24 protein-coding genes and 1 pseudogene are annotated in these 26,301 nt (G+C 71.5%); 16 read left to right on the top strand and 9 right to left on the bottom strand.

Annotated features, from left to right (window positions below; all coding sequences use genetic code 11):
• Positions 1-221: helix-turn-helix transcriptional regulator (locus tag L0H79_RS08150; protein WP_301484096.1), on the top strand; the 221-nt coding region annotated here is incomplete at its 5' end.
• A gap of 38 nt (positions 222-259) precedes the next feature.
• On the opposite strand, the gene L0H79_RS08155 is transcribed toward L0H79_RS08150, so the two are convergent.
• Positions 260-853, bottom strand: a complete 594-nt coding sequence (locus L0H79_RS08155; RefSeq protein WP_301484097.1) for a CGNR zinc finger domain-containing protein — start codon at positions 851-853, stop codon at positions 260-262.
• Positions 854-938: 85 nt separating this feature from the next.
• On the opposite strand from L0H79_RS08155, the gene L0H79_RS08160 reads away from it, so the two are divergent.
• Positions 939-1,862, top strand: a complete 924-nt coding sequence (locus L0H79_RS08160; protein WP_301484098.1) for a DMT family transporter — start codon at positions 939-941, stop codon at positions 1,860-1,862.
• An 81-nt stretch (positions 1,863-1,943) separates the two neighbouring features.
• Here the strand turns inward: L0H79_RS08160 and L0H79_RS08165 are convergent, their stop codons facing one another.
• Complete coding sequence (locus L0H79_RS08165) at positions 1,944-2,564, bottom strand: superoxide dismutase (protein WP_301484099.1); 621 nt, start codon at positions 2,562-2,564, stop codon at positions 1,944-1,946.
• Positions 2,565-2,771: 207 nt separating this feature from the next.
• Between L0H79_RS08165 and L0H79_RS08170 the strand changes: the two genes are divergently transcribed.
• On the top strand, positions 2,772-3,899 hold the full coding sequence (locus tag L0H79_RS08170; RefSeq protein ID WP_301484100.1) for a glycosyltransferase: 1,128 nt from the start codon (positions 2,772-2,774) through the stop codon (positions 3,897-3,899).
• A 284-nt stretch (positions 3,900-4,183) separates the two neighbouring features.
• Here the strand turns inward: L0H79_RS08170 and L0H79_RS08175 are convergent, their stop codons facing one another.
• Together L0H79_RS08175 and L0H79_RS08180 are read right to left on the bottom strand one after the other, a co-directional pair.
• Positions 4,184-7,012: a BTAD domain-containing putative transcriptional regulator gene (locus tag L0H79_RS08175; RefSeq protein ID WP_301484101.1), complete on the bottom strand. Its 2,829-nt coding sequence runs from the start codon at positions 7,010-7,012 to the stop codon at positions 4,184-4,186.
• The gene (locus tag L0H79_RS08180; protein WP_301484102.1) at positions 6,942-7,547 is read right to left on the bottom strand and encodes a GNAT family N-acetyltransferase; all 606 of its coding nucleotides are present in this window, start codon (positions 7,545-7,547) and stop codon (positions 6,942-6,944) included. Before L0H79_RS08180 ends, L0H79_RS08175 begins: the two co-directional genes overlap by 71 nt.
• Before the next feature lie 252 nt (positions 7,548-7,799).
• On the opposite strand from L0H79_RS08180, the gene L0H79_RS08185 reads away from it, so the two are divergent.
• On the top strand, positions 7,800-8,312 hold the full coding sequence (locus L0H79_RS08185; protein ID WP_301484103.1) for an ASCH domain-containing protein: 513 nt from the start codon (positions 7,800-7,802) through the stop codon (positions 8,310-8,312).
• Positions 8,313-8,576: 264 nt separating this feature from the next.
• Here the strand turns inward: L0H79_RS08185 and L0H79_RS08190 are convergent, their stop codons facing one another.
• Entirely contained in the window at positions 8,577-8,852 is a 276-nt protein-coding gene (locus L0H79_RS08190) for a lipase family protein (protein WP_301484104.1), read from the bottom strand.
• A 122-nt stretch (positions 8,853-8,974) separates the two neighbouring features.
• Between L0H79_RS08190 and L0H79_RS08195 the strand changes: the two genes are divergently transcribed.
• The 4 genes from L0H79_RS08195 (at position 8,975) to L0H79_RS08210 (ending at position 12,083) form a co-directional block, all read left to right on the top strand.
• Positions 8,975-9,538, top strand: coding sequence for a hypothetical protein (locus tag L0H79_RS08195; protein ID WP_301484105.1), 564 nt, complete (start codon positions 8,975-8,977; stop codon positions 9,536-9,538).
• On the top strand, positions 9,538-9,825 hold the full coding sequence (locus L0H79_RS08200) for a transcriptional regulator (RefSeq protein WP_301484106.1): 288 nt from the start codon (positions 9,538-9,540) through the stop codon (positions 9,823-9,825). The genes L0H79_RS08195 and L0H79_RS08200 overlap by 1 nt, the downstream gene beginning before the upstream one ends.
• A gap of 117 nt (positions 9,826-9,942) precedes the next feature.
• The gene (locus L0H79_RS08205) at positions 9,943-10,074 is read left to right on the top strand and encodes a hypothetical protein (RefSeq protein WP_301484107.1); all 132 of its coding nucleotides are present in this window, start codon (positions 9,943-9,945) and stop codon (positions 10,072-10,074) included.
• 203 nt (positions 10,075-10,277) lie between these two features.
• Complete coding sequence (locus L0H79_RS08210; protein ID WP_301484108.1) at positions 10,278-12,083, top strand: RICIN domain-containing protein; 1,806 nt, start codon at positions 10,278-10,280, stop codon at positions 12,081-12,083.
• 112 nt (positions 12,084-12,195) lie between these two features.
• Here L0H79_RS08210 and L0H79_RS08215 read toward each other — a convergent pair whose 3' ends face one another.
• The gene (locus L0H79_RS08215) at positions 12,196-15,537 is read right to left on the bottom strand and encodes a DEAD/DEAH box helicase (protein ID WP_301484109.1); all 3,342 of its coding nucleotides are present in this window, start codon (positions 15,535-15,537) and stop codon (positions 12,196-12,198) included.
• A 113-nt stretch (positions 15,538-15,650) separates the two neighbouring features.
• Positions 15,651-16,619, bottom strand: a complete 969-nt coding sequence (locus L0H79_RS08220) for an NADPH:quinone oxidoreductase family protein (RefSeq protein ID WP_301484110.1) — start codon at positions 16,617-16,619, stop codon at positions 15,651-15,653.
• Between the two features lie 115 nt (positions 16,620-16,734).
• Here L0H79_RS08220 and L0H79_RS08225 point away from each other — a divergent pair.
• The 3 genes and pseudogenes from L0H79_RS08225 to L0H79_RS08235 all read left to right on the top strand — a co-directional run.
• Positions 16,735-17,271: pseudogene (locus tag L0H79_RS08225) on the top strand (DUF4921 family protein); the annotation flags it as partial.
• 97 nt (positions 17,272-17,368) lie between these two features.
• Positions 17,369-17,983 carry a DUF4921 family protein gene (locus L0H79_RS08230; RefSeq protein WP_301484111.1) on the top strand — a complete coding sequence of 205 codons (615 nt, stop codon included), beginning with the start codon at positions 17,369-17,371 and terminating at the stop codon, positions 17,981-17,983.
• 77 nt (positions 17,984-18,060) lie between these two features.
• Positions 18,061-19,140: a patatin-like phospholipase family protein gene (locus tag L0H79_RS08235; RefSeq protein WP_301484112.1), complete on the top strand. Its 1,080-nt coding sequence runs from the start codon at positions 18,061-18,063 to the stop codon at positions 19,138-19,140.
• Here L0H79_RS08235 and L0H79_RS08240 read toward each other — a convergent pair.
• Entirely contained in the window at positions 19,134-20,261 is a 1,128-nt protein-coding gene (locus L0H79_RS08240) for an LLM class flavin-dependent oxidoreductase (protein ID WP_301484113.1), read from the bottom strand. The genes L0H79_RS08235 and L0H79_RS08240 overlap by 7 nt on opposite strands.
• 354 nt (positions 20,262-20,615) lie before the next feature.
• Here L0H79_RS08240 and L0H79_RS08245 point away from each other — a divergent pair, with 354 nt between their 5' ends.
• A complete protein-coding gene (locus L0H79_RS08245; protein WP_301484114.1) occupies positions 20,616-21,275 on the top strand; it encodes an ASCH domain-containing protein in 660 nt (219 codons plus the stop codon).
• A gap of 7 nt (positions 21,276-21,282) precedes the next feature.
• Here L0H79_RS08245 and L0H79_RS08250 read toward each other — a convergent pair whose 3' ends face one another.
• Positions 21,283-23,274, bottom strand: a complete 1,992-nt coding sequence (locus L0H79_RS08250; RefSeq protein WP_301484115.1) for a S9 family peptidase — start codon at positions 23,272-23,274, stop codon at positions 21,283-21,285.
• Between the two features lie 49 nt (positions 23,275-23,323).
• Here L0H79_RS08250 and L0H79_RS08255 point away from each other — a divergent pair, with 49 nt between their 5' ends.
• From L0H79_RS08255 to L0H79_RS08270, 4 genes are all read left to right on the top strand, one after another.
• Positions 23,324-23,830: a PH domain-containing protein gene (locus tag L0H79_RS08255; protein ID WP_301484116.1), complete on the top strand. Its 507-nt coding sequence runs from the start codon at positions 23,324-23,326 to the stop codon at positions 23,828-23,830.
• A complete protein-coding gene (locus tag L0H79_RS08260) occupies positions 23,827-25,425 on the top strand; it encodes a PH domain-containing protein (RefSeq protein ID WP_301484117.1) in 1,599 nt (532 codons plus the stop codon). Before L0H79_RS08255 ends, L0H79_RS08260 begins: the two co-directional genes overlap by 4 nt.
• A gap of 67 nt (positions 25,426-25,492) precedes the next feature.
• Positions 25,493-25,834: a hypothetical protein gene (locus L0H79_RS08265; protein WP_301484118.1), complete on the top strand. Its 342-nt coding sequence runs from the start codon at positions 25,493-25,495 to the stop codon at positions 25,832-25,834.
• The coding region (locus tag L0H79_RS08270) for a hypothetical protein (protein ID WP_301484119.1) at positions 25,831-26,301 on the top strand (471 nt) is incomplete at its 3' end. The genes L0H79_RS08265 and L0H79_RS08270, both read left to right, overlap by 4 nt.

The following is a 26,301-nucleotide window of genomic DNA, read 5'->3' on the forward strand; positions in this document are numbered from 1 at the left end:
GGGAGACCGCACGCCGACGCCACCCCTCCAGCACCGACCAGCTCACGCCCCAGGAGCTGCAGATCGCGCGAATGGTCGCAGAGGGCATGACCAACCCGGAGGTCGCGGCTCAGCTCTTCCTGAGCCCCCGCACGATCGACTACCACCTACGCAAGGTCTTCACGAAGCTGGACATCGCCTCCCGCACCCAACTGGCAACCCTGGATCTCGGCGACACCTGACCTCGTCGGGAATCTGCGAAGTGCTCGGCATGTCTCGATCAAGCGTTGCCCTTGGTCGGAGGTTCGCGCTCGGCCCGCCTGGCACGGTGGGCACGTACCCGGACCCGGACACCACAACCCTCGTCCGAGCACCATCGGCGGCGCCCGGTGTCATCGAAGAACACCCCGGAACAGGTTTCGTCGCCACAGGTCCGCAGCCGCCCGGCGCGCGGGCCGGTCAGGTCGGCGGCGGCCTGCCGCGCGATCCGGGCCAGCGCCTCGCTCGCATCGGCCGGGCGGGACGCGACGAGCGAGCCGCCGGAGTCGAGGCGCAGCAGCAGGCCTGCCGGGCCGGCAGCCCGCAGTATCTGGTTGAGCCGGCGCACCAGCACCGGGTCGAGAGGCTGCCCCGTGGCCAGCGCACGCGCCAGAACATGCACGGTCTCGCGCAGCCGCTGGGCCGCGATCACGTCCTCGGCGGTCGGTGTACGGCGTGGGCCCAGCCCCCGGGCCGCCAGCCAGGACTGCAGGGCGCGTGGGTCCTCGATCAGGTCGGTCTGCCGCGCGGGTTCGCGAAAGCGCCCGCGAAGCGTCGCGGCCAGATCGAGCCAGGCCGACCCCATCTCGGGCGCCATGTACGAACCGTTCACCATCACCCCAGAATAACGGATTGACTCGTTACATGCGCCGGCTCCATCATGTAACGATCACTACCGTTACAGGAATCTGGAGGCCGCGATGCGCCGCAGCAACGGACTTGAGCTGGCATTCATCGGGGTGTGGACCTCGGGGTATGTCGTCGGCACCATCGCCACCCGGGCCGCCCCACCACTGGCCGTCAACGCCTGGCGAATGGGCATCGCCGCAGGCCTGTTGGCCGGCATCGCGGCGCTCCGACGCGACAGGTGGCCCAGGGCCCGTGACCTCGCACCGGTCGCGGTGGCCGGCATCCTGCTGCTGGCCGTCCAGTTCGGCGGCTTCTACCTCGCGCTCGGCGCCGGGCTACCGGCCGCCACCGTCTCACTGGTGGCAAGCTGCACCCCGGTACTGGTCGGGGTCACCGGCGCGGTCACCGGCAGCGAACCACTCTCACCACGCCAATGGCTCGGTGCCGCGCTCGGCCTCGCCGGCGTGGTCGCCGCGCTCTCCGACCACCTGAGCGCCACGGGCTCGCTGACCGCGCTCCTGTGCGCCCTGGTCGGACTCACCGGCTCGGTATCCGGGACCCTCGCTCAACGGCGACTACCCACCCGGCCCGGGCTGGCCGCGGTCGCGTCCCTCGAAGCGGCGGTCGCTGCGATCGTTCTGGCACCGGTCGCCGCGCTGCACGGCGGCTTAGCCATCCCGCTCCACCCGGTAGCACTCACGGCCATCGCCTGGCTGGCCCTGGTCGGCTCCGCGACCGGGTCCCTGATCCTCTTCACCCTGATCCGACGTCGCGGAGCCACCAGAGCGTCCGCGCTGCTGTTCTGCATACCGGCCACCGTCGCGCTCGCGAGTTGGCCGATCCTCGGCCAGGCCCCCAGCGTCGGAGTACTGGCCGGACTGCTCGCCTCCGCGGTCGGCGTGACCCTGATGTACCGCCAGGCGCCCACCCCAAGCCCGGCAACAACCCACGCCGAACCGGAGACAGCACTCAGCGACACCGGACCGGTCCGGTGAGGAAGAAGACGCCAAGTGCCCCCGCCGCGTTTGCGGCGGGGGCACTTACGCGGATGTAGTCCGTTCGGCCGGGTGGAACCGTCAGACCGGCACGATGAGCCCGGCTGTGCTGCGGGCGCGCTCGAGGCGGCCGGCGACGTCCTGCCAGTTGACGATGTTCCACCATGCCTTGACGTAGTCGCCCTTGACGTTCTCGTACTGCAGGTAGAAGGCGTGCTCCCACATGTCGAGCTGCAGGACCGGGACCTGGCCGACGGGGACGTTGCCCTGCTGGTCGAACAGTTGCATGATGTTGAGCCGCTGGCCGAGGGTGTCCCAGACGAGCATCGACCAGCCGGAGCCCTGGATGGCGTTGGCGTTGGCGTTGAACTGCGCCTGCATCTTCTCGAAGCCGCCGAAGAACTCGTCGATCGCGGCCTTGACCTCGCCGTCAGGCTGCCCGCCGCCGTCCGGGCTCATGTTGTTCCAGAAGACGGAGTGGTTGATGTGGCCGCCGAGGTGGAACGCGAGGTTCTTCTCCACGCCGTTGAGCGCGGCGAAGTCGCCGGACTCGCGCAACTCCTCGAGCTTCGCGACAGCCGCGTTGGCTCCGTCGACGTAGGCCTTGTGGTGCTTGTCGTGGTGCAACTGCATGATCCGCGCGCTGATGTGCGGCTCGAGGGCTGCGTAGTCGTAGGGAAGTTCGGGGAGTGTGTAGACCACGTGTCGTTCCTTTCGTACGGACGGTCGGCTTCTTCCACTCTATGCCCGGTCCTCGGCGACCTACACCGGGCGGCCTGCCCGAGGCGCGACGACTAAGGGTGACGGATGATGCCGCCCAGGCCGTGGAGCGCCGGCACGCCCGGACCGGGACCTCGTCGTGGTCGTGGTCACTCGACTGCGACCGGCGGTCCTGTCACGCTGAGTCTCATGGCTCGGGTGCTGTTCACCTCCTGCCCGGCGTATGGGCACGTCCTGCCGCTACTGCCGCTGTTGCGGGCGGCCGAGCGCGCCGGCCATGACGTGCGCCTCGCCACCGGCCCGGATCTGGTCGGCCCGTTGGCTGCCTGGGGGATCGACGCACATCCGGTCGGACCGACCTGGGCGGAGTCGTGGTCGGCGCACGAGGCCGTCTGGGCGGACCAGGGCATGCCCGACGGGCAAAGGATGATGGACGGGGTGGTCGTGCTGTTCGGGACGCCTGCCCTGGCCCGGCTTGTCGACCTGAGCGTCATGGCGCACGACTGGCGTCCTGACCTACTGGTCCACGAGGTCCTCGAGATGGCGGGGCCTCTGCTGGGCCGACGACTCGGAGTGCCGAGCGTCGTACGCGGCTTCGGGCCGATGTTCCCGTTCTATGCCGAGCTCATCGGGCCGGCGGGAGCCGCGATCGGCGAGCCCGGACTGTGGGCGCACGTCTCGGCCGAGCAGGCCCTCGACATCTGCCCGCCCTCGTTGGAGCCGACCGGCCCGCAGCCGTGGCCGCAGGCCGTCCCTCTGCGGCCGAGCGCCGGCGAGGCCGGCCCGCTGCCGCCCGCCGTGGCAACCGCCCTCGGTGACGGCCGCCCGCTTGCCTACTTCACCCTGGGCACCGTCAAGAACGTCGACACCGCCGACCTGACCATCGGACTCGAGGCCCTGGCGAGCTATGACGGGATCGTGGTTGCCACCACTGGCCGCCCGCTGCGGCCGCACGAGGTCGGCCCGGTACCGGCCAACGCAGTGCTCACGCAGTTCGTCCCCCAGACCACCCTGCTCGAGCGGGCCGACCTCCTAGTCTCTCACAGCGGGTCGGGCACGATGCTCGGCGGGCTCGTGCATGGCGTACCCCAGGTCGCCTTGCCGCGCGGGACCGACCAGCCCCAGAACGCTGCCCTGTTGGCTCGAGCCGGCGCCGGTGTCGTCGTCGATCCAGAAGACTATGCCGTCAGCACCATCCGGGCGGCGGTCGCGCGGGTGAACGGCGACCCAGCCTACCGAGCAGCGGCGATGCGCGTGCGGGACGAGATCGCCGCGATGCCGGACGCTGACACCGTCTGGGCCGACCTCGGTGCCTGACGGCTGCCACTCCGCTCGCTGAGCCGCAGCTCGATCACCGGCATCAGCGCCGCTCGTCGGTGACGGAGTTCGGTCTTCGCCCGGACCAGCCGCCGCGCCGACAGCCAGAGGCGCGGGCTTGGTGCAGGCACTCCAGCCACTGACCGACTGGTGGTTCGCGGGCTCAGTGCTGGTGGGACGGACCACGACCGGCCTGGCGGGCGAGCTGACGGATTCGTGTCACGGCCAGATCCGGGGTCCAGCCGGTCAGGATCTGCGTCGGTCCAAGCCGGCGCCGGGCTGTCTCAGTCCGGGCGTGCAGGGAGGGCGGGAGCACTTGTCCTGCGCTCTCGAGGAGCAGGTCGCCCAGGCCGAGGAGCTCGACGGCCGCCGCGGGGTCGCGGTGGGCCAAGGCGCAGCTCAACCCGAGGGATGCCTCTGCGATGGTGCCCATGGCCTCGATCGGCTGGGGACCGACCAAGGCCCGGGTGAACCACGCCACTGCGGGCTCGGTTCGGTCCAGCCCGAGCGCGGCCCATCCGGCGTTGGTGGCCATCGTCGCAGTCGGCTCGATGCCGAACCGGCTGGTGGCCTGCTGGCCGGCGCGCTCCAGCAGGTCGAGCGCTTCGCCGGGGTGGCCCGCGTCGAGTAGGGCCAGGGCGGCCTTGGGCACGACGGTGACGTGATGCACTGCGGAGATCGTGGCACCGATCCGGGCCAGCGACTCGCGGGCCCCGGCCACGGCCGCGTCGCGGTCTCCGGCGGCGGCGTCGATGACGGCCCGGGGGGCGATCAGCTCGGGCAGGTGATGCGGTGCCGACGCGGTGGCGAGCGTCAGGCTGCGGGCCAGGTGCCGCCGGGCGGCAGCGAGGTCGCCGGTCCCGTAAGCCGTGATCGCGTGCAGCAGCTCGAGCAGGCACGTCCAGTCGGGGTCCCGCGGCCAGGGCCGAGACGAGCTGCTCGTGCTCACGGGGGGTCACGTCCAGGCAGGTCGCGAAGGCTCCCCGGGCGATCTGGAGCCGGGCGCGCTGCTGGGCGGTGATTCCTGGCCTGGCGAGCAAGGTGGCGGTCCACTCCAGCCCGGGTCCCCTCGCCTCGATGAAGAGCCATCGCCGGCACAGCGCGGTGGCAACGTCGGCGGCGAGGTCGTCCAGGCCCAGGCCGAGCGCGCCGGTCATCGCCTCGATGTAGTCCTCGTAGTGCTGGCCCAGATGCTCGATCAACGCATCGGACAGGGGCGCGTCGCGCCACAGGCCGGCGAACCATTCCCGGTGACGAGCCGCGACGGCGGGCGCATGACCGGCCGAGACGAGATCCTCCCGGGCAAGCTCGCGCACGGTGCGCAGCAGCCGGAGCAACACCCGACCGGCGACGCGCTGAACGGCGAGCAGGTGGTGCGCGGCCAGGCTCCGCACGGCCCTGTCGATCTCGGCCGGCGCACGGCCGACGACGGCGCGGGCGGCGGCCGGGCTGAACGGCCCGGTGAAGACCGACAGCTGGGCGAACACGTCCCGGGTGACCGGGTCGAGCCTGGTCACGCTCCACGCGATCGTGGCGCGCAGCGACTGGTGGCGCTCCTCGCGGCCCTGCTCGGCTGAGCGCAGCTCGAACGGATGCTCGGCCCGGAGCAGGTCCGCCAAGTCCTCGACCGGCGTGGCGCCGGCCGCGCCGGCGAGCAGCTCCAGGGCCAGAGGTAACCCGTCGACGCGCCGGGTCGCCTCGGCCACTGCCCGCAGCTGCTCCTCCGGCCACGTGACCGGATCCGGGTCGGGCAGGGCGGCCCGATCCGCGAGTCGCTGCAGCAGCAGGCGTACCGCGGCAGAGGACCGCACCGCGGGTAGCGGATCGGCCGGGTCTGGCACCGGTAGCGGCGCCAGCTCGACGACGTGCTCGCCGAGCACGGACAGCGGCTCTCGCGAGGCGACCACGAGGAGGATTCGGGGCGCACCGGCGAGCACCGCTGAGGCGAGCTCGGCCGCCGCCTGGGTCACCCACTCGGCGTCGTCGACGAGCACGACGAGGTCGCGCGCGCGAAGCGACCGGACCAGGGCCGTGACCGTGTCGCCGCCGGCGAGAGGCAGTCCAGCCGGCACCGCGAGGGCGGCGGCGAGGTCAGCCGCGGTCTGTCCGTCCTGCGCGGACAGGGTGACGTACCGCACCTGAGCGTCGGTGGACAGGGCCGCGCCGACGTCAGCCAGCATCCGGGACTTGCCCACCCCGCCAGGACCGGTGACGGTCACCAGGCGCCGGCCGGTGGCCAAGGCCTCGAGGACGGCTGCTGTCTCACGCTCGCGACCGACCGTGGGCGTGAGCGGGGCGGCAAGTCGCAGCCCTTGATGAAGCCGGTGTGGCCGGACCTCACCGAGGGAGGCGTCCTGGGCCAGGACCCTTGCGTGCACGGCCTCGGCTGCCGGGCCGGGGTCGATCCCGAGTTCCCTTCGCAGCGTGCGACGGAGAGTGTCGAACACGCGCAGAGCCTCACCCTGGCGGCCCAGCCGGTAGGCCGATCGCATGCACAGCACGGCCGCGTCCTCGTCGATCGGGTTGGTCGCGAGCAGCTCCTGGGCGATCAGCAACGCCTCGGCGGCGGCATCGGTCGCCCCGGGCGTGGTCGGGTCCAGAGGGTTTCCCCGCGCCAGCAGGCAGGACGCCAGATCGGAGCGGACCCGGCGGTGCAGCTCACCCAGGCGGACCCGCTCGGGCCGGACCAGCGCCTCACGTACCCCCTCGTAGGCGACACCGCCGGCCCACAGCGCGAGAGCCTGCCGGCAGAGCGCCTCCCGCTCAGTCGGACGGTCCTCGAGGCTTGTCTCACGGGTGGCCGCGGCGAGCTCGCTGAACCGGCCGGCGTCAACGTCCGTCCCGGTTGGTACGAGGTACCCGGCGTCGGTCGTGTGGACCAGGCCGGGACCGAACTGGCGGCGCAGCCGGCCCGTGACGGTATGCACCACGGCCGTGCTGAGCGAGGTGGCCGCCCGTTCCCAGACGAGATCGAGGATCACCTCGGACGGGAGCGGCCGCCCCAGGCGGGTGCACAGCAACGCGAGCACCTCACGCGGTCGCTCACCCCGCGGCGCGACCGCCGCACCGCCCTGCTGCTGTACGCGCAGCGGACCGAGCACCCGGACCTGCACCGGGCCATTCAAGCACGCCCAGCGGACGCGGCGCGCCTGCCGGGCCGGTCACCGACTCGACGTCTGGCCCGACCGGGACCCGCAGCATCATCGGGTCCTGTCGGTCAGGCGCGGCCCCGAGCCGGGCCAGCCAGTCCCGCAACTGCCGGTGCTCCGGCAGCACGACCGCCACCAGCGCCCCCGATCCCCACCCGCGGGCGGCTTGAGCGGCAGCGGACGCGAGGGATCTCCCGATGCCCGTGCCCTGCCACGCGTCGGCGACCGCGAGGGCCACCTCCGCCTCGGTGCCGACCCGGGCCACATGGGCCAGACCGACCGGGTGGCCGTCCACTCTGGCGACCAGCACCTGTCGGTCCCCGGCAGAGACCCGCGCGAGCGCGGCGGCCATCCGTGGTTTCAACCTGCCCATCCCCGCGTGGAACCTGAGGTAGACCGACCGCGCGGACAGCTGGTCCATCACCTCGTACACGGTCGACGTGTCTCCTGGCGCCAGGGGGCGCACCACCACCGGCCGGGTTGCGTTGGCCTGGCTCATCATCACACCTCCAGTGATCTCGACTCAGCCGAGCGTGCGCCGGGCACCTCTCACGAACCTGTCACGGATCCGACCTGGCGTGGCCTGGCAACGATCACCGTCGCTGCCGCCTCATGCGGGACCTGAACTGCCCCGCGGCCGGACCGGCCTCCCCGGCTACCCACCAAGGCCCCGGGTCAGGTGCCCGGCGCCGGGTCAGGTGCCGGGCGCCGGGCCAGATGCGCTGTCGTCGGGTCCGCGGAGAATGCACCCATGACAACCTCAAGAGCCGGATCTGCTCCGGTAGAGCCGAATCAGCCAGCGGCACAACAGATGTGGGAGGAGTACATCGGGGTTCATCCTGAGCATCGGCACGAACAGCCGCCATCCGAGTCCTTCGGTGACTCCGCGGCGCTTGCCGACGAGCTGCTCGAGCTCGTCATACATGGTCCCAAGCGCGCCACCGCCGGGGCGGTCGCCGACTACCGGCACGAGCAGCAGCCGCTGCCGCGCATCGGTGGGCACTGGATCGTGCACGACGGCTCCGGTGTACCGCGCGCGGTCCTGCAGAGCGTGGAGCTGCGGCTCGGGCCACTGAGCAGCGTGGACGCGTCGTTCGCCTGGGACGAGGGCGAGGGCGACCGCACGCGAGAGGATTGGGTCGGGACACACCGGCGATACTTTCAGCGCACGCTACCCAAGATCGGCGTGGAGTACGACGACGAGGTGGAGGTCGTGTTCGAGAGGTTCCGGCTCGTGTGGCCCGCCGAGTACGCCGATGCCTGACGGGGCCTCGCAGGCAGGCCCCGACGAACGCGTGGTGTGCCGGGTTCGGTCAGCTCCTCATAAGCTGCGCATCGGGCGACAGGGCGGGCGGCCCGAGCCACGACCCCCGCCAGGCCGTGGGCACATCGTTCGTAATCCGGTGCGGCGAAGTACGGGCCGGCGTTCGCTGCCCCCCGCGGCCAGTCACCCGGCGGGCCGGCTCCCCACGACATCGGTATCAGGCCTGGTCCTGACGTTCTGGGACACGCGAAGTCGGTCAGATGGTCAGCAGGGGGTCAGGCGGCTGTCCAGCCAGGTGATCACCTTGGGGGCCGCGCGGTGGGCGCCGGTGACATGGTTGGAGGTGCCCACGTCCGCCCAGGACACGTCGGCTTGCTGGCGGCGGTAGGCGCGGAGCAGCTCCAGGGCAGCCGCGGGTGGAAACAGCTGGTCTGCGTCCGCGTGGTAGAGCAGCACCGGTATCCGTGGCGCGGCGGTGCCGAGGCGTTCCCGGTCCAGGACGGCCGCCCAGCAGGGGTCATCCCACGGGTCGGCACGCACGGTGACCTCGGTATGGCTCGGGTGTGCCGGTGGGTTCGGTTCATGGGAGGACGACCACGACACTCGCGCGGATTCCCTGGGCGAACTTGCCGGATTGGAAAGTCCGAGGCATACTTTCCGACATGGAAAGTCCAACACCGCCACCGTGTCCTCACGAAGCCCACGCCGAACTGGCAGCGGCCGACCGAGCGCGCGACCGGCTGGCCGCCCGGCTGCGCCTGCCCAGCGGCCTCCATCCAGCGCTCGCCGTCGCCGTCGCGGTCCAAGTGGGCACCGCCGGAGTCGGAATCGCCCAGCAGACGGCCGCCGGGCTCGCGCTCCTCTTCGCCGGACTGGCGGTGTTCCTCATGACCGCAGCATGGTCGCTGCATCGGTTCCGCGTGATCAACGGGGTGCGGGTGGACGGCCTCGCCAGCCAAGTCGTCCTCGGGGCGGATACCACGTCGTCCCTCGTCTACCTCGGCTCATTCGGCGCCGCGACCTGGGCCGCCTTCGCGTCGGCGTGGTGGCTGGTCGCGGTGGCGGCCGTGGCCGGTGGCACCGGCTACGCCCTCGGCGCCCGCCGGTGGTGGCATGCCTACCGAAGCGAACCGGCCGCGCACGCAGTGGGCGCTTCCCCGCGGCTGCTCGCCGGCCTCGCCGTGATCGCCTGCCTGGGGCTCGCGGTCCTGCTGGTCCTGGGCTGATGGCCGGGCTAGACCCGCTGATCCACGCCCCGGCTCGGCTGCAGCTCCTCACCACGCTGACCGCGGTTTCGGCGGCGGAGTTCTCCACGCTGCGGGAGGCCCTCGGGGTCAGCGACTCCGTGCTGTCCAAGCACATCTCGACGCTCGTGGCCGCGGGTTACGTGCGCAGCCGCAAGGGGATGCACGACGGCCGGCGGACGACGTGGGTCGGTCTCACCGACGCGGGCCGCACGGCGCTTCGCTGTCACGTCGCCGCTCTGCGCAGGCTCATCGACGTGGTCGAGTGACTGACCGAGCCGTCGCTCGCACGACGTTGAACTGACGTCGGTCTGCCACCGGCGCCCCGGCTTCCGGGGGGCCGCCCGGGCGCGCCAGGTTCCTGCTGCCGGCCGTGCGGACCACGCATGCCGCAGGCGAGCACACGTCAGCTGGGTCCGCCCACCGTGGACCGACACATCGCCAACATCCTGACCAAGATTCATCAGCCCACCCGCGCTGCTGCGGCGGCATACGCCACCACCAACAGCCTGCTCTGAGCCGGGGGAGATGTTCGACGGGGACGCCGGCCGCGAATGGGCCTGCCCTCTTCCCCACCGGCGCGGTCCGGGCGCGCCCCTTCTCGTGGCACAAATACGGTCGAAACATACCTAAAGTCCCACCGTGGCGCTTTCTGTGTCAATCTCGGAGCACCAATCTCGAAGTACGAGGTCATTCGACCACGACCGATCAAGGAGCACTCGTGCGAGCTCAACGACGAATCGGTGCAGTGCTCGCAGGGGTGGCGTCCATCGCGGCCATGACTGCGGGGAGTTCTCTGGCAGCGTCCGCCGGCGCGCACGAGCGGCCGACATTCACCGTGTCCGTGGACTCGATCGGAGTCTGGCAGAACCCCACCGACACGCCGGCGAGCCCGTTCATCGACAAGGACGGCACGTTCTACTACGAGCAGGCGGAGGCGAACTATGCGCTGACCGATCCACGCAAGTGGACCTTCTTCAGCGGCGGCACGATCGACGACGCGACGGCTGCCGCCACGATCAACAGCTCCGTCAACCCGGCGAACCCGGACGACAGGAACAACGACACGACGTGGCGCTGCAACAACAGCCCGACCGGTCTGGAGTCGACGTACGCGCCGGCGGGCTCTCGCTACTCCCAGCGCAACTACTGCGACCTCACCAACATGTGGGTCGACCCGGACACGGGCGACTGGTACGGCCTGGTCCACAACGAGTTCACCCCGCAGCCTTTCGGGGACCGCCTGCACTACGACGCGATCGACTACGCGATCTCCAAGGATCAGGGTCTGACGTGGAGGTTCGAGTCGCACGTCGTCACGTCGCCCTACAGCACGCAGCGCGGCGACATACAGGCGTTCCCACAGCAGACCTACGACTACGGCGATGGCGATCCGCGGCTCTACGCGGACGCGGCGTCGGGCTACTTCTACATGTACTACGGCTCGCGGATCGTGGACAAGACCGGCAGCTGGAAGGCGTTCTACTCGCACGTCGCGCGGGCTCCGATGTCCGCCAAGATGGCGCCGGGGTCATGGCAGAAGTGGTACGACGGCGCCTGGTCACAGCCGGGTCTCGGCGGTCGCGAGAGCAACCTGGTCCCTACCGACGCCAACAGGAGGGGCTACACCCCGCCCAGCAAGGAGTACAACCCGAACACGCCTGGCACTGCCGATGAGCAGATCGCGGCCGGCAGGATGCCTGCGACGTCACCGCTCTTCGTCATGGACATCACCTACAACGCCTACCTCGGCCTCTACCTCGGCGAGCCGCAAGCGGTCGACCAGAGCGGCACGGCACCTCAGCAGTTCTACGCCACCGACAACCTGGCAACGCAGAAGTGGCACCTGATCGGGGACACCGGCAGCTACACCAACGCATCGTGGTACCGCTGGTTCCTCGACTCGGCCAACCGGACGAGCTCGTCCATCGTCGGCAAGAGCTTCCGGTCGTACTGCTCGTACGGCTGCTCGAATGACGGCGACAGCGAGTTCACCGACATCATGATCGAGTCGTCCAGGCCCAGCGCGCCGATCGATCCTCGGAGGACCTATCGGATCGCCAGCGGCCATCACCGAGTGCTTCGCCAGGTCCCCGGCAGCACGCGCACGACCTCGTCGAGCAGTGCGCACGCATGGCTCAGCACCTGGAAGTTCACCCCCACCGGCGACGGCGCCTACACGATCAGCAACGGCACCACCGGTCAGGTCTTGGGCGTGGACTCCGCGTCGACCACCGGGCGGGCCTGGGGCACGGATCCCGTTGTGTCCAGGCCCAGCTCGACGCCGACCGTGGGACAGCAGTGGTTCGTCGTGTCGGAGACATCGGTCAACCGCGGCCACAAGACCGGAACGTTCAAGCTCGTCAACCGCTACAGCGGCCTCGTCCTCGCGATGTCGGCAGACCATCACCGCCGGACCGAGACAACGCCCGTCCGGTCCTGGAACGACACGTCACACAGCCGGGTCGGCGGAGCACGCACGACAGCCGAGCAGACGCTGACTCTGCACCCCACCTACTGGTGGTGATTCCGGGTCGGGAGTCAACCGATTCGGGACAGGCCGGTGAGCGCAAGGATGCTGTCCTCCCACCCGACCCCCCGACCGCGGCCTCGACTGGCGGCCCACGAGAGACGCTGAGTCAGGGCAGCTCGAGCAGCGCCTTGACATCGTCGGCGGTGATGGCCCCGGACAGCGCACCGCCCTCGTCGATCACGCGCTGGAACAGGTCGCGCTTGCGCTCCTGCAAGGCCACGACCTTCTCCTCGATCGTGTCCGTCGAGACGAGCCGGTAGACGGTGACCGGCTTGTCCTGGCCGATCCGGTGGGCTCGGTCGATGGCCTGAGCCTCGGCGGCCGGGTTCCACCACGGGTCCAGGACGAAGACGTAGTCGGCCTCGGTCAGGGTCAGGCCGAAGCCGCCCGCCTTGAGGCTGATCAGGAAGGCGGCTGACCGGCCGTCGCGGAAGCTGCGGATGACCTGCTGCCGGTCGGGTGTCGAACCGTCGAGGTAGCAGGTGCGCAGGCCTGCGGCACCGAGCGCCGCCTCGGCCCGGCGCAGGAAGCCGGTGAACTGGGAGAACACGAGGGCACGGTGGCCCTCCTGGTCGAGCTCCCGGAGCCGCTCGACGAGCAGCTGGAGCTTGGCTGCGACCGCGCGTCCCTCGTGCTGCGGCTCGACGAGGGCCGGGTCGAGGGCGAGCTGGCGCAGCCGGGTCAGGGCGGCGAGGATCGCGACCCGGTTGGCGTCGGGGTCGGCGAGCAGCCCGAGGACCCGCTGCCGCTCGCGGGCCAGCTGCCGGTCGTAGAGATGCCGGTGCACGGGGGCGAGCTCGACGGGCACGAGCTGGACCTGCTTCGGTGGCAGGTCCAGGGCGACCTGCTCCTTGGTGCGCCGGAGCATGAGCGGCCGGATGCGCCTGCGGAGCCGGTCGAGCAGCTCGGGGCGCTCGCCGGACTCGATCGGCTTGCGATACACCTTCGTGAACAGGTCGGGCCGCGGGAATAGCCCCGGCGCGGTCAGCGAGAGCAGCGACCAGAGGTCCATGAGGGAGTTCTCGAGCGGGGTGCCGGTCACCGCGAGGGTGAACGGTGCGCCGAGCCGCCGCGCCGCGAGATGGGTCTTGGCCTGACGGTTCTTGACGAACTGAGCCTCGTCGAGCACAACCCCCCGCCACCGGACCTGCTCGAACGCCTCGGAGTCGAGCCGGAGGATCGCGTAGGTGGTGACGACGACCGCCGCCCCGTCGATCGCCGCCGAAACCTCGGTGCCGCGCTTGCCGGCCGTCCGGCTCAGCGCGACGACGGGCACGCCGGGGGCGAACCGCTCGAGCTCGCCGAGCCACGTTCCGACGACGCTCGTCGGCGCGACGACCAGGACCGGGCCATGACCACCGGCCGCGAGCTCGCCCCGTTCGTGCGCGCGGGCCAGGGTCGCGATGACCTGCATCGTCTTGCCGAGGCCCATGTCGTCGGCGAGGATCCCGCCGAGCCCGGCGTCCCACAGCGTGGCGAGCCAGTGGTAGCCATCCAGCTGGTAGGGGCGCAGCTCGGCCCGCACGCCCGATGGCACCGGCGGCTTGTTGGTGGCCGGCGACCGCAGCGCATCGACGGTCGCGGTCCACCTCGCGCTCTGCCGGTCGACGACGCCGAGCTGGACCAGCTCGTCCCAGTAGTCGACGTGGTGGGCGCTGAGCCGCAGCTCGTCGCTGTCGGGGTCGGACATCTCACGCGCCTCCGCTATGAGGTCGCGCAGCCGCAGCAGCTCGGGCTGGTCGAGCCGGAACCACGTGCCCGACTCGAGGAGCATGATCTCCTCGCCGAGGGCGATCCCCGCGAAGACGTCGCGCAGCGGGACCGCCTCGCCGGCGACCTCGATGGAGACCTGCAGGTCGAACCAGTCGCGGTCGCCGGTGTCGTCGGTGCGCAGGTGGATGACCGGCGGGTCGACCGCCTCGTCGTAGGCGGCCAGCTCGCCCTCGACGAGGAGCGTGACGTGCTCGTCCGCCTCGAGCGGGGGCAGCAGCACACTCGCGAACGTCGCGGCGGCGACCCCGGTGAGGACCACCGATGGGTTGAGGAACAGCTCGCCGTCGGCGCCTCGGCCGACGGCGCCAGGCACGGCATGCACCGACGTGGCGGCCTGCAGCGCAGCCCGCTCCGCGATCCGGTCGCGCTGCCCCGCCCCGGAGAGGCGCTCGGTCGAGAACGCCCGGCGTCGACCGTCGTAGGCGGCCCCGAGGTCGAGCCGCACCTCACCCGGCACGTCGGCGCGGACCCGGACGTGGGCCGTCACCCGCTGCGGCGGCGCCGTGGCAGGTGCGAGCGGCAGCGGCACCGTCGAGCGCACCCGCACCCGGTCGCGCAGCCCGGGCATCGCCGTAGTGAGGAACCGCGACCGCTCCTGCGCCGGCACGCGGATGCCGAGCAGCGCCTGCTCGAGCGCGTCCGGGACGAGACCGAGAGCAGCGTCGAACGGTCGCAGCACGAGCCCGTCGGGCCCGTCGACGACGACACCGTGCACCGGCTCGCCGACGAGGACCCGGTCGCCGTCGTGGCCCCCGGGCAGGCCCGCCACGATGGCCCGCACGATGAGGTCACCCGTCTCGTCCTCGCGCGTCACGTCGAGCTCGGGCCGCAGCGGCTCGTCGACGAGCGTCACCGGGCCCGACACGCCCTCGCCCGGCATGATCTCGATGCCCGCGTCGCGCGCCTCCGCCAGCAGCGGCCACACCTCGGCGCTCGCCCCGAGCAACAGCGGCGCGGCCGTGGTCACGAAGCCGGCTCCCCCGGATCCCGACCGCAGCACCTCGTGCAGACGAGCCATGATGCGCTCGTGCTCGGGCAGGTAGCGCATTGCGGAGGCCCAGCGTGGCAGCGCGTCGTGCCAGGTCAGGCTCTGGTGCCACTGCCCCATCCGCGTCCACCGCGTCGGGCGCAGCCCGTAGGCCGGCTCCGGCAGCTCGCGCCACTGCACGGAGGCCGCCCGGTAGGCGAGGTCGACGAACAGGCCGGCCGGCATGAGGTCACCCTGTGGCTCGGGCCTGCCGACCGGCCGGCTCGCCAGCACCTCGGACTGGCGCAGGTGCCCGAAGACCTCCGACCAGTGCGCCCCCGACAGGCCGTCGCCTTCCCTGGTGGGCCCCGCCTCGGCGACGATCCCCCGCGCCACGTCGCGGGCCGTGATGAGCAGCGCCACGGCGTGCTTGCAGTCGAAGCCGACCGGGCAGCTGCAGTGGCCGAACCACGTCGTACGGCGCCCGACGCTCGTGCTGTCGATGATCGTCTGGTAGGACTGGGCCCCGCTGCCCTCGATGGTGCCGAGGATCATCGTGCCCTCGGGCCGCGTCGCCAGAGACCGGATCCGTCGCTGCGCCGCATAGGCCTCGCCACGCGCGAACGTGCGGGAGCCGACCTGCTGGCTGATCTCCGCATCGGAGAGATCGGCCACCCAGGTCGCCGCCCGACCCACGTTCCACGCCATCGCTAGTCACTGTAGGCGCGCCGGACGACACCGCCCCGACGAGTCGACGAGTCCACAGAGCGCTGGGAGGTGGGTGGGCGGCATACCGACGGTTCTGCGGTATGCCGCTCAGCTCAGCGGACGGTGAGCGTGACCTTCCCGACCGCACGACGCTCGTCGAGCTCCCGCAGCGCCGCTGCCACGTCCTCGAGCGGGTGCGAGGCCCCCAACGGCGGGTCGAGCCTGCCGTCCTCGAGCAGCGGCAGGATCTCGTCCCACTGGCTGCGGACGTAGCCCGGCTCGCGGGTCCAGAAGGCACCCCAGCCGACACCGAGGACACTCGTGTTGCCGAGCAGCAGCCGGTTGACCCGGACGGTCGGGATCTCCCCCGCCGTGAAGCCGATGACGAGGACCCGGCCCTCGATGGCGAGGCTGCGCAGGCTGTCGGTGAAGCGGTCGCCACCGACCGGGTCGACGACCAGGTCGACGCCACGTCCGTCGGTCAGCTCCCTCACCTGCTCGAGGAAGCCGTCGGCGAGGACGGCCTCGTCGGCCCCTGCCGCGCGCGCGACCACTCCCTTCTCGCGGGTGGAGACGACGGCGATGACCCGCGCCCCGAGTGCCTTGGCGTACTGGATCGCGGCGGTGCCGATGCCTCCTGCGGCGCCGTGGACCAGGACTGTCTCGCCAGCCTCGAGCCGGCCACGGCGAGTCAGCGCGAAGTGCACCGTGAGGTAGTTCATCGGCGTGGCTGCCGCTTCGCGGAACGACAGCGAGCCGGGGATCGGGAAGACGAACCGGCTTGGTACCGCGACCGTCTCGGCGAACGCGCCGAGGATCGGGAAGCCCGCGACCCGGTCGCCCGGCGCCAGCGCGCTACCCTCGGGCGCCTCGCGGACGACCCCGGCGCACTCGGCGCCGGGAGTGAAGGGCAGCTCGGGCCTCGTCTGGTAGAGGCCCTTGCTGAGCAGGACGTCGGGGAAGCACACCCCGGCCTCGTGCACGTCGATGAGCACGTCGTCGTCGCCCCGTACCGGATCGGGCACCTCCTGCACGGCGACGGCCGACGGCCCCTCGAGACTGGTGATGCGCGCGGCTCTCATGGTGCCTCCTTGCGACCGGGGGTGCTGATCCCACTGACCATAGCCACGGCGGGGCGCACCGCTGACGTGACGTGCGCCACCTATCCTGTGTGAGGTGACCGATCCGCTGACGAGGATGCCCGACGGCACGATCAAACAGGTCAACCCGTTCACCGGCACGAAGGTGTGGACGATACCCGGCCGTGGCAACCGCCCCCTCGTCTCGCAGGTGCGCGAACCACGGCCGATCGACCCGGCCGAGAACGACCGCCACTGTGCGTTCTGCTGGGGCCGGATGCTGGAGACGACGCCCGAGATCGCGCGCGTCGTGGCGGCGGCCGGCGGGTCGGAGCAGGTGCGGGGGCTGTCGGCGGAGGACCTCGGCTCGAGCCGACCGACCTTCCGGCTCATCCCGAACCTCTACGAGATCCTCTCCTACGACTACTGGCGCCGGGCACATGGCTGGCGCGGGGCGCCCGACACGACAGACCGCCTCACCGCGTACGTGTCGACCCCCTTGGGCCGCGAGCACGTCGGCAACATCGTGCGGACCAAGCTGCTCGCGCGCGGCGTCCCGGCGGACCGGGTCGCCGAGCGCTCCTACGAGGACCACCTCGCCGACGCGATCGAGTTCTTCGCACCCAACCACGAGGTGATCCTGGCCAGGCGACACTTCGTCGACGGCGCCACCGACGACTCGCAGCTGGCCGGATCGGGCACGTTGAGCGTGCGGGAAGCACCGCCAGTACGTCGCCTTCACCATCGACGCGATGCGCGCCCTCTACGCGGACAACGAGTTCGCCCGCTACGTCTCCGCCTTCCAGAACTGGGGCAACCGCGCCGGAGCGTCGTTCGACCACCTGCACAAGCAGCTCGTGGCGATCGACGAGCTCGGTGTGCAGATCGAGCGCGAGTGCGCGCGCGCCCGGCAGGAGCCTGACCTCTACGCGCGATGGGGGGCGGCGTATGCCGCCGAGCAGGGTCTCGTCGTCGCGAGCACTCCCAGCGCCGTCGCGTTCGCCGGGGTCGGGCACCAGTACCCGTCCATCGAGATCCACTCCCGCGATCCACGGAGCCTGCCCTGGGAGCTCGGCGAGGCGCAGGTATCCGACTTCGCCGACCTGCTGCATGCCTGTCATGCCGCGACCGGGGTCGAGGTGCCCTCGAACGAGGAGTGGCACCACCGGCCACCGTCGCTCGACCTGCCGATGCCGTTGCGAGCGGTCATCAAGTGGCGGGTCTCGACGCTGGCCGGCTTCGAGGGCGGCACGAAGATCTACGTGACGACCCTCGACCCGCGAGCCCTGCGCGACCGGGTCGTCCGGCGGATGCGCGAGCTCGCCGAGTCGGGCGACCTGTCCCCCTCCGTCGTGGTCGCCGACTGACCGGCTGCTCCCGTTCTTGGGCTGCTTCCGCTGCCCGTGACCACAGGCGGGCCAGTGCGCAGCATAGGCTCGGGATCGTGACGGATCGGTTGCGGGCGGCAGTCGTCCTCGGCTCGGGCGGGGCGCGGGGATACGCCCACGTAGGGGGCCTGCAGGTGCTCGACGAGCGTGGCTTCGACGTGGTGGCGATCTCGGGCACCTCGATGGGTGCCCTCGTCGGTGGCGTGGCTGCGGCCGGCAAGCTCGATGTCTACACCGAGTGGTCTCTCGGGCTGACCCAGCGCGAGGTCTTCCGGCTGCTCGACCTGACCCTCTCGGCGCCGGGCGGGGCCTTCCGGGCCGAACGGATCATCGCCAAGGTCGGCGACCTGCTGGAGGGCGCCGCGATCGAGGACCTGCCGATCCGCTACACCGCCGTCGCGACCGACCTGCTCGCCCGCCGTGAGGTGTGGTTCCAGCGGGGTCCGGTGGTCCACGCGATCCGCGCTTCGATCGCGATCCCCGGGGTCATCACCCCGGTCGTGATCAACGGGCGCACCCTCGTCGACGGCGGCCTGATGAACCCGGTGCCCATCGAGCCGACCGCCGCGGTGAGCGCCGATGTGACCGTCGCGATCGACCTGTCGGGGACACGCACCCACAGCAGCCAGGGCGCGCCGGTCAAGGAGACCTCCGAGGAGCGACCCTTCGAGGAGTGGACCTCCCGGTTGCGGCGCGGCACGGTTGAGGTCCTCGAGTCGGAGCGGCTCCGGGCTCTGGCGAGCCGGTTCACCGTCGGTCACCGGCGCGAGGCCGATGCGAACGAGCCGCAGCGGTCCGGCCACTCGGACCTCACCCCCGCACCGGCCACCGGCTCGGAGGCCGCGCTCCCGGATGCCACGTCCTCACGCGACATGCGCTCGGCCGCATCACCGGCCCGCGCGGTGGACGAGTGGGTCCTGGGCCGTTCCGACATCCGCACCATCGACCTGCTCGCGATGAGCTTCGAGACGATGAGCGCGCTCATCTCGCGCTACCGGATGGCGGGCAACCCGCCCGACATCCTCGTGCGGGTCCCGTCCAACGCCGTCGGGACGCTCGACTTCCACCGCGCTGGGGAGATGATCGCGCTCGGCCGCCAGCTCATGACCGAGGCCCTCGACCGGGCCGGCTACTGACCGCCCGCCTCTGGAGCGCCCGCCTCTGGAGCGCCCGCCTCTGGAGCGCCCGCCTCTGGAGCGTCCGCCTCTGGAGCGTGCGTCGACGAAGCGCTGGCGAGCAGTTCGCGCACTCGCGGCGCGACCTCCTGCGCGTAGAGCCGAATGCACTCGGATCGCAGCTCGTGCGGCAGGGTGCCCATGGAGTACTTGAGCTGGAAACGCGAGGCTCCGAGCAGCCGCGTCGACTCGGCGATCTTGCGGGCCACGGTTTCGGGTGACCCGCAGTACACGGCGCCATCCGGCCCGATCTGGGCCAGCGCCTGCTCCGTGGTCATCGGCGCCCAGCCACGCTCGCGGCCGATGACGTTCATGTAGCTGACGAAGTGCGGCAGATACTCCTCCTGCGCTCGCTCGTCCGTCGCGGCGACGTGACCCGGCGAGTGGATCGCGACCGGCAGCTCCGGCTTGCCCAGCTCGGACAGCGCCCGGCGGTAGAGCTCGACCAGCGGCACGAACTGCTTCGTCGCACCGCCGATGATCGCGACGACGACCGGCAGGCCGTAGTGTGCGGCCCGCACGACGGACTGGGGCGTGCCACCGACGCCCACCCACAGGGGCAGGCGGCCGGACTGCGTCCCGGGCTGGATGCGTTCGACGTTGAGCGGCGCCCGTGTCGTGCCCTCCCACGCAACCGGCCGCTCGGTGAGGATCGCGACGAGCAGGTCGAGCTTCTCGGAGAAGAGTGTCTCGTAGTCCTGCAGGTCGAGGCCGAAGAGCGGGAAGGACTCGACGAACGAACCTCGGCCCACGGTGATCTCGCTGCGTCCGTCGGAGATGGCATCGACGGTGGCGAACCGCTCGAAGACGCGGACCGGGTCGTCGGAGCTGAGCACGGTGACCGACGAGCCGAGGCGGATCCGGTCGGTCGACGCGGCGAGGCCGGCCAGGACGGTGTCCGGTGCGGAGATCGCGTAGTCGGCCCGGTGGTGCTCGCCGAGTCCGATGAAGTCGAGGCCGAGCCGGTCCGCCAGCTGCCCCTCGGCCATGACCTCCCGGATCACGGTCGCCGGATGCAGCGGCCCCCCGTCCGGTCCCAGCGCGATGTCGCCGAAGGTGTCCAGGCCGAGCTCGACGTCCATCGGACCATCCTATGGACTCCTGGCCCGGCCGCCCCGCGGCTCGAGTCGGCACGCGCCCTGGGCCGGGGGGCAGCATCCGAGCGGCGGCGCACGTCACGGGTCGTCAACGCGATGATGCGTAATCCGCCGCTCACTATCCCGCCGCGGCGCGATAGGTGAAGCCGAGCAGACCCCGACGCCGCTCACTATCCCGCCGCGGCGCGATAGGTGAAGACCTGGTATGCCGCTCAGCTCAGCGGGTGGAGAGGGTGACCTCCCCGCTCGCCCGCCGTGGATCTCGGTGAGGGTGACGGCGGCACGCGCACCTGACCGCCTCGCGAGCATCCAGCGGTCCCGCTCTGCGACGATGGGATGGTGCTCATCTCGAAGCCGGTCGCCGAGGGTATCCGGGCCGGGAGCATCACCCAGGCGTTCCGCCGCTGGGACGCGCCGCGGGTCAAGATCGGCGGGACGCAGCTCACGGCGGCGGGCGTCATCCGGTTCGATGCCTGCCGCGAGGTCCGCGACCTCGACCGGCTCACCGAACGCGACGCGAAGCGGGCCGGGGTGAGGGATCTCGCGGCACTGCGCAGGGCGCTCGAGCCCAGGACTCGCAAGCCGAGCGCCCGTGGCAGCCACGGCGGCGACACGGTCTACCGGGTCACGCTCTCGTGGGTCGGTGCGGACCCACGAGTCGCCTTGCGCGACAGCATTCCCGACGCTGACGAGCTCGCCGGGATCGATCGGCGGCTGGCCCGCCTCGACGCGCGGCAGTCCGGGCCGTGGACGCGCGAGATCCTCACCTGGATCCGGGACAACCCACGGGTCGTGTCGAAGGAGCTCGCCGCTCTGCGAGGCGTGGAGCTGCTGCCGATGAAGACGGACATCCGCAAGCTCAAGGCTCTCGGCCTGACGATCAGCCACGACGTCGGCTACGAGCTGTCCCCCCGCGGCGCCGCCTATCTGGCCTGGTGCGCGTCGGAGCCTCCGACCCCGCGAACCGACCGTCCGAGGAAGCTGGGGGGCGGGGGGTAGGCCGGGGTCAGGTCAGGTGCGCGGCGAAGAAGTCGAGGATGATCTCGGCGCGCTGGCGGCGGTGCACCGGGGAGCCGCTGCGGGACAGCTCGTGGTTCTCGCCGGGGAACCGGTAGAACGTGACGTCCTTGCCGAGCAGCCGCATCGCGACGAAGAGCTCCTCGGCCTGGTTCACGGGGCAGCGGTAGTCCTCCTCGCTGTGCACGATGAGGACCGGCGCCTCGATGTCGCGCACGAACCGGATCGGGGACACGGCCACGTAGGCGTCCGGGTCGTCGACGTGGGTGACCCCCATCTCGGCCTTGAAGCTGGTCGAGACGTCGCTCGTGAACTCCTCGGTGAGGAAGTTGTTCACTGCCCGCTCGCTGCAGATCGCCCGGAACCGGGTTCCCGTCGTGCCGGCGAGGTGGGTCGCCATGTAGCCGCCGTAGCTACCGCCTTGCATACCGACGCGGTCCGGGTCGCAGAACGCGTACCGCTCGAGGGCCGTGTCGACGACGGCGAGAACATCCTCGGCGTCGACGCTGCCCCACCCGGCGCCCGGGGTGACCGGGTGCTGCGGTCCGGCGATCGACTGGCTCCAGCGGTCCTCACGGCCGGAGCCACCGCGCGGGTTGCACATCAGCACGACGAAGCCGGCGGCCGCCTGGCACTGCGCCTCGTCGAAGAGCGTCTCGCCGTACTGGGTGAAAGGGCCGCCGTGCACGTTGAGGATGACGGGGTGTCGCCGTGTCTCGTCGAGGTCGGCGGGCCGCATGATCCATGCGTCGATCTCACCGGAGCCGTCGGAGCACGGGACGGCGAACTTCTCCCAGCCGACCGGCGAGACCGCCAAGGCGTACCGGTCGCCGAAGTCGGTGAGGGCCCGCAGCGCGCCCGAGGGCTCGACGACATACAGGTCGGCCGGACGCTCGACCGCGCCGACGCAGGCGACGACTGTGCCGGCGCGGGCGTCGAAGGAGGCGACGGTGACCGGGCCGTGGGTGAGACGCTCGGGCGAGCTGCCGTCGGCGCGCAGCCGGTAGAGGTGGGTCTCGCCGCGGTCCTCGGCCGTCGTGAGGAGAGTCTGGTCGTCGACCCAGTGCGGCTCCTGGGTCCCCGCCGTCGTCGTGAAGGTCCGGTCGAGCCCGCGGGAGACCCACCGGTGCTCGCCGCCGGAAAGGGGGACGAGACCGACGTGCTGGTTGCCGATCCGCATGGGGTCGTCCTGGCCGAGGAACGACACGACCGTCCCGTCCGGCGAGACGCGCGGGCGAGCGTAGTTGCCCGTCTGGTGGGTCAGCTCACGGATGTCGCCATCGAGCCCCACGACGAACAGGTCCGTGGCGAGGTCGAGGTCCCACCCCTCGTGCCGGGCTCCCGACGTGACGACGCCGCTGGAGTCGGGCAGCCAGGTGAGGCCGTCGTACTCGTGGCGGCCGGACATGAGATCGCGCGCCGGGGCCGTCCCGTCGGCGGGCACGATGTGGACGTGCATCGGGCGGTCGAAGGTCCAGTCCTCGTCGTTGAGCCGGGTGAAGAACGTCTCGACCTTGCGCGGCGGCTGCCAGCTGACGTCCTTCGCGGCGTAGCGCTCGTCGCGCACCCGGGACAGGAAGGCGACCCACCGCCCGTCGGGGCTCCACCGAACCTGGCTGATCCCCTCCTTCAGCGTCGTGACGGTCCGGGTCTCACCACCGTCCACCGGCAGCACGTGCAGGGTCGCCTCGCCCTCCTTCTCGCCGCGACGGGACACGAACGCGAGCTCCCGCCCGTCGGGGCTCCACTCGGGCGCCGTGTCGTGTTCGCCGCCGGAGACCGGGCGCGGCCGAGCACTCGCGTCCACGGGTGCGAGCCAGACCCGGCTGAGCCGCGCGTTCTGCTCGTAGGAGATCCAGCGGACCACGAAGGCGACCTGCGTGCCGTCCGGCGACAGGGCGGGGCTGCTCGCCTCGACGATCGACCCGATGATGCGTTCGGCTATGGTTGCGTGCTCGCTGAGCTCAGGCGTGGACGTCATCCATCCGACGCTAACGGAGTCGACGCTCGCGATGTGACACCGTGGGGTGGTGCAGCCTCAGGACACCCCCCACGAGCAGCTTCGGGAGCCGGCCCATCTCGTCTCCCGACGCGCGATCTCGATGTGGACCGTGGAGGCGCTCATCGTGATGGCGGTGCTGCTCGCCGGGCAGGTCGTCTGGTGGTGGTTCGACCGGGACGACATGGTGTGGCGCTGGGTCGTCGCGCTGCTGTGGCTCGTGCTCGGCGGCGGCTATGTGCTCGTCATGCCGCGCTGGCGCTACCGGGTGCACCGGTGGGAGGCGACCTCGCAGGCCATCTACACACAGCGGGGCTGGTTCAACCAGGAGCGCCGGATCGCTCCGGTCAGCCGGGTGCAGACGGTCGACCTGCATCGCGGCCCCATCGCCCAGGCGTTCCGGCTCGCGTCGGTGACGGTGACGACCGCCTCGGCGGCAGGCCCGCTCAGGATCGAGGGGCTCGATGCGGAGGAGGCACGACGGCTCGTCGACGTGCTGACGGCCGCCGCGGTCGCCGAGACGGGTGACGCGACGTGACGGAGAGTCCACCGGCGGCGGGCGAGGCCGATGCGGTGTCCGACTGGCGTCGCCTCGACAAGCGGATGCTGCTCATCCACCCGTTCCAGACCCTCGTCCGGGCCCTGCCCGCGCTCATCGCGATCTTCCTGGCCCGGGCGGGGGCAGACGGCTCGGAGCGGTGGGAGCTCATCGTGCTGCCCCTCATCGTCGCCTACGGTGTCGCGCGCTGGTTCACGACCACCTATCGGATCGACGCGGAGCAGATCCAGCTCAAGCACGGCGTCATCTCGAAGCAGACGACGACGGCACGTCTCGACAAGGTGCGCACCGTCGACCTCACCGCACAGATCTGGCACCGCGTCCTCGGGCTGGCGAAGGTCGAGATCTCGACGGCCGGCACGAAGGACCGGCTCGTGCTCGACGCACTGAGCCTCACGGCCGGCCGCGCCCTGCGCGCCGAGCTGCTCCACCGGGTCACCGAGGGGGAGCCGGGCCTCGACACGGTGCTGGCCACCGAGGTGCAGGAGCGGCCTGTCGACTCGTCATGGGAGGCTCCGTCCGGCGAGGCCGCGAGCGCTGCCCCGTGGCCACCGCCGAGCACCTCCCCCCTCGAGGAGGAGCTCCTCCGGCTCGACCCGTCGTGGGTCCGGTTCGCGCCCTTCACAATGAGCGGGTTCCTCTCGGCCGCAGCGCTGCTCGGCATCGGCTCTCAGTTCGCCAACCAGTTCTCCCAGGACGGTCAGGTCTACGAGTCGGCCTACTCATGGGCGGTGGAACGTGGCCTCGTCACGGGGGCGATCCTGCTCCTGCTGGCCATCACCGTCCTGGCCGTCGGTGGCTACATCCTGTCGTTCTGGGGCTTCCGACTGTCGCGCAACCCGCTCGGCAGCCTGCACGCCCGCCGGGGCCTGCTCACGACCCGCGAGACGAGCATCGACGCGAACCGGCTCCGTGGCGTCGAGATCGGCGAGCCGGTCGGGCTGCGCACCGTCGGCGGCGCCCGGCTCAAGGCGGTGACGACAGGCCTCGGGCACGACTCGCGGGCCAGCTCGGACGTCCTCGCGCCACCGGCCCCGGTCGGCGTGGTGCGCGACCTCGCGCTCGGCATCGTCGCGGACGAGACGGCGGTCAACGGCGACCTCATCCCTCACGGCCCGTCCGCGCGCCGCCGCCGCTACGTGCGCGCTCTGGTGCCGGCGGTCGTTCTGGCGGCAGCGCTCGTGGCCCTCGCCATCGTGTTCCATTGGTGGGCCGGGTGGTTCGTCGTCGCGGCCCTGTTCCTCCCGATCGGGTGGGCCCTCGCACGCAGCAGGTATGCCGCTCTCGGCCATCGCGTGACCGATCGTCACGTCGTGGTGCGCTCGGGCGCCCTCGACCGGGACCGGGTGGTCCTGGAGCGTGACGGCATCGTCGGCTGGACGGTTCGCGAGAGCTTCTTCCAACGCCGCGCCGGCGTGGCCACCCTCGTCCTGACGACGGGAGCCGGCCGCCAGCACTACGAGGCGTTGGACGTGGCCCCGGCGACGGCATACGGGCTCATCGCGCAGGTGGATCCTGCTCTGCTCGAGCAGTTCCCGTCTGGTCGGTCTGCGGGGATCCCTGACCCAGCGTAATGGCTCGTCCTGGGTGCCTGTGGACAAGTCTGCCGTCGGCTGACTCGATTCTCCTAGGTTCGAGCGCATGGTCTACGCGATCGACACGGAGGGCACGACGGCCGTCGGCGGGACGCTGCGGGCGACGTGTGTCGAGCTGCGGGAGTGCGGCACGGCCTTCGCCCACGCGGGTGGACTGGTCCGGCGTGGCGTCGCGGCCGACCACCCTGCGCTACCACGGGTCGTGGACGACTTCGTCACCACCCACCTGGCGGCGATCACCGCCGTGGCCTCGGCCTGCGGAGGGCTGGGTCGAAGCCTCACCTGGGCGGCTCAGTCGGCGCACGAGGTCGAGCTGTCCACAGCGGCCGACTTCGGGCTGCGCGGCATCGGTGCCACTCCGGCCGGCAGCCCCACGGTGCGCCCATGAGGGCGGGCGAGCCCGAGACCGGTGGGTTCGCCGGGCCCTCGGGTGACCCTGACACCATACGAGCCGCCGCACTGCGGTTCCGGCAGGTGTCGGCGAGGGCACTCGCCACGAGCGGCGTACGTGGCGACGTCGGGGCCGATCTGGCGCTCGTCTGGACGGGGTCGGCGGCGAGCGCCGCGGCGGGCGAGCTCGCGACCCTCTCCGGGCGCGCTCGGCACGTGCTGCCGCAGCTGGAGTCTGGTGCAGGCGCGCTGTCCCGGTATGCCGACGCCCTGGAGCACGCGATCCGGCACAGCCGGCTACTGCGCGGCAGGGCCGCGGACGCACGAGAGGACCACGCGCGACTCGTGGCGGTGGCTCGCGCCACGGCGCTCGACCCGGCGGCCTGTGCGCTGGCCATCTCCCGGGCGGACCAGGAACTGGCCGACGGACTGGCGAGACTGCACCGGACCCATGGCCAGGTGATG

It is taken from the genome of Intrasporangium sp., from assembly GCF_030452765.1.
GTDB lineage: Bacteria > Actinomycetota > Actinomycetes > Actinomycetales > Dermatophilaceae > Intrasporangium_A.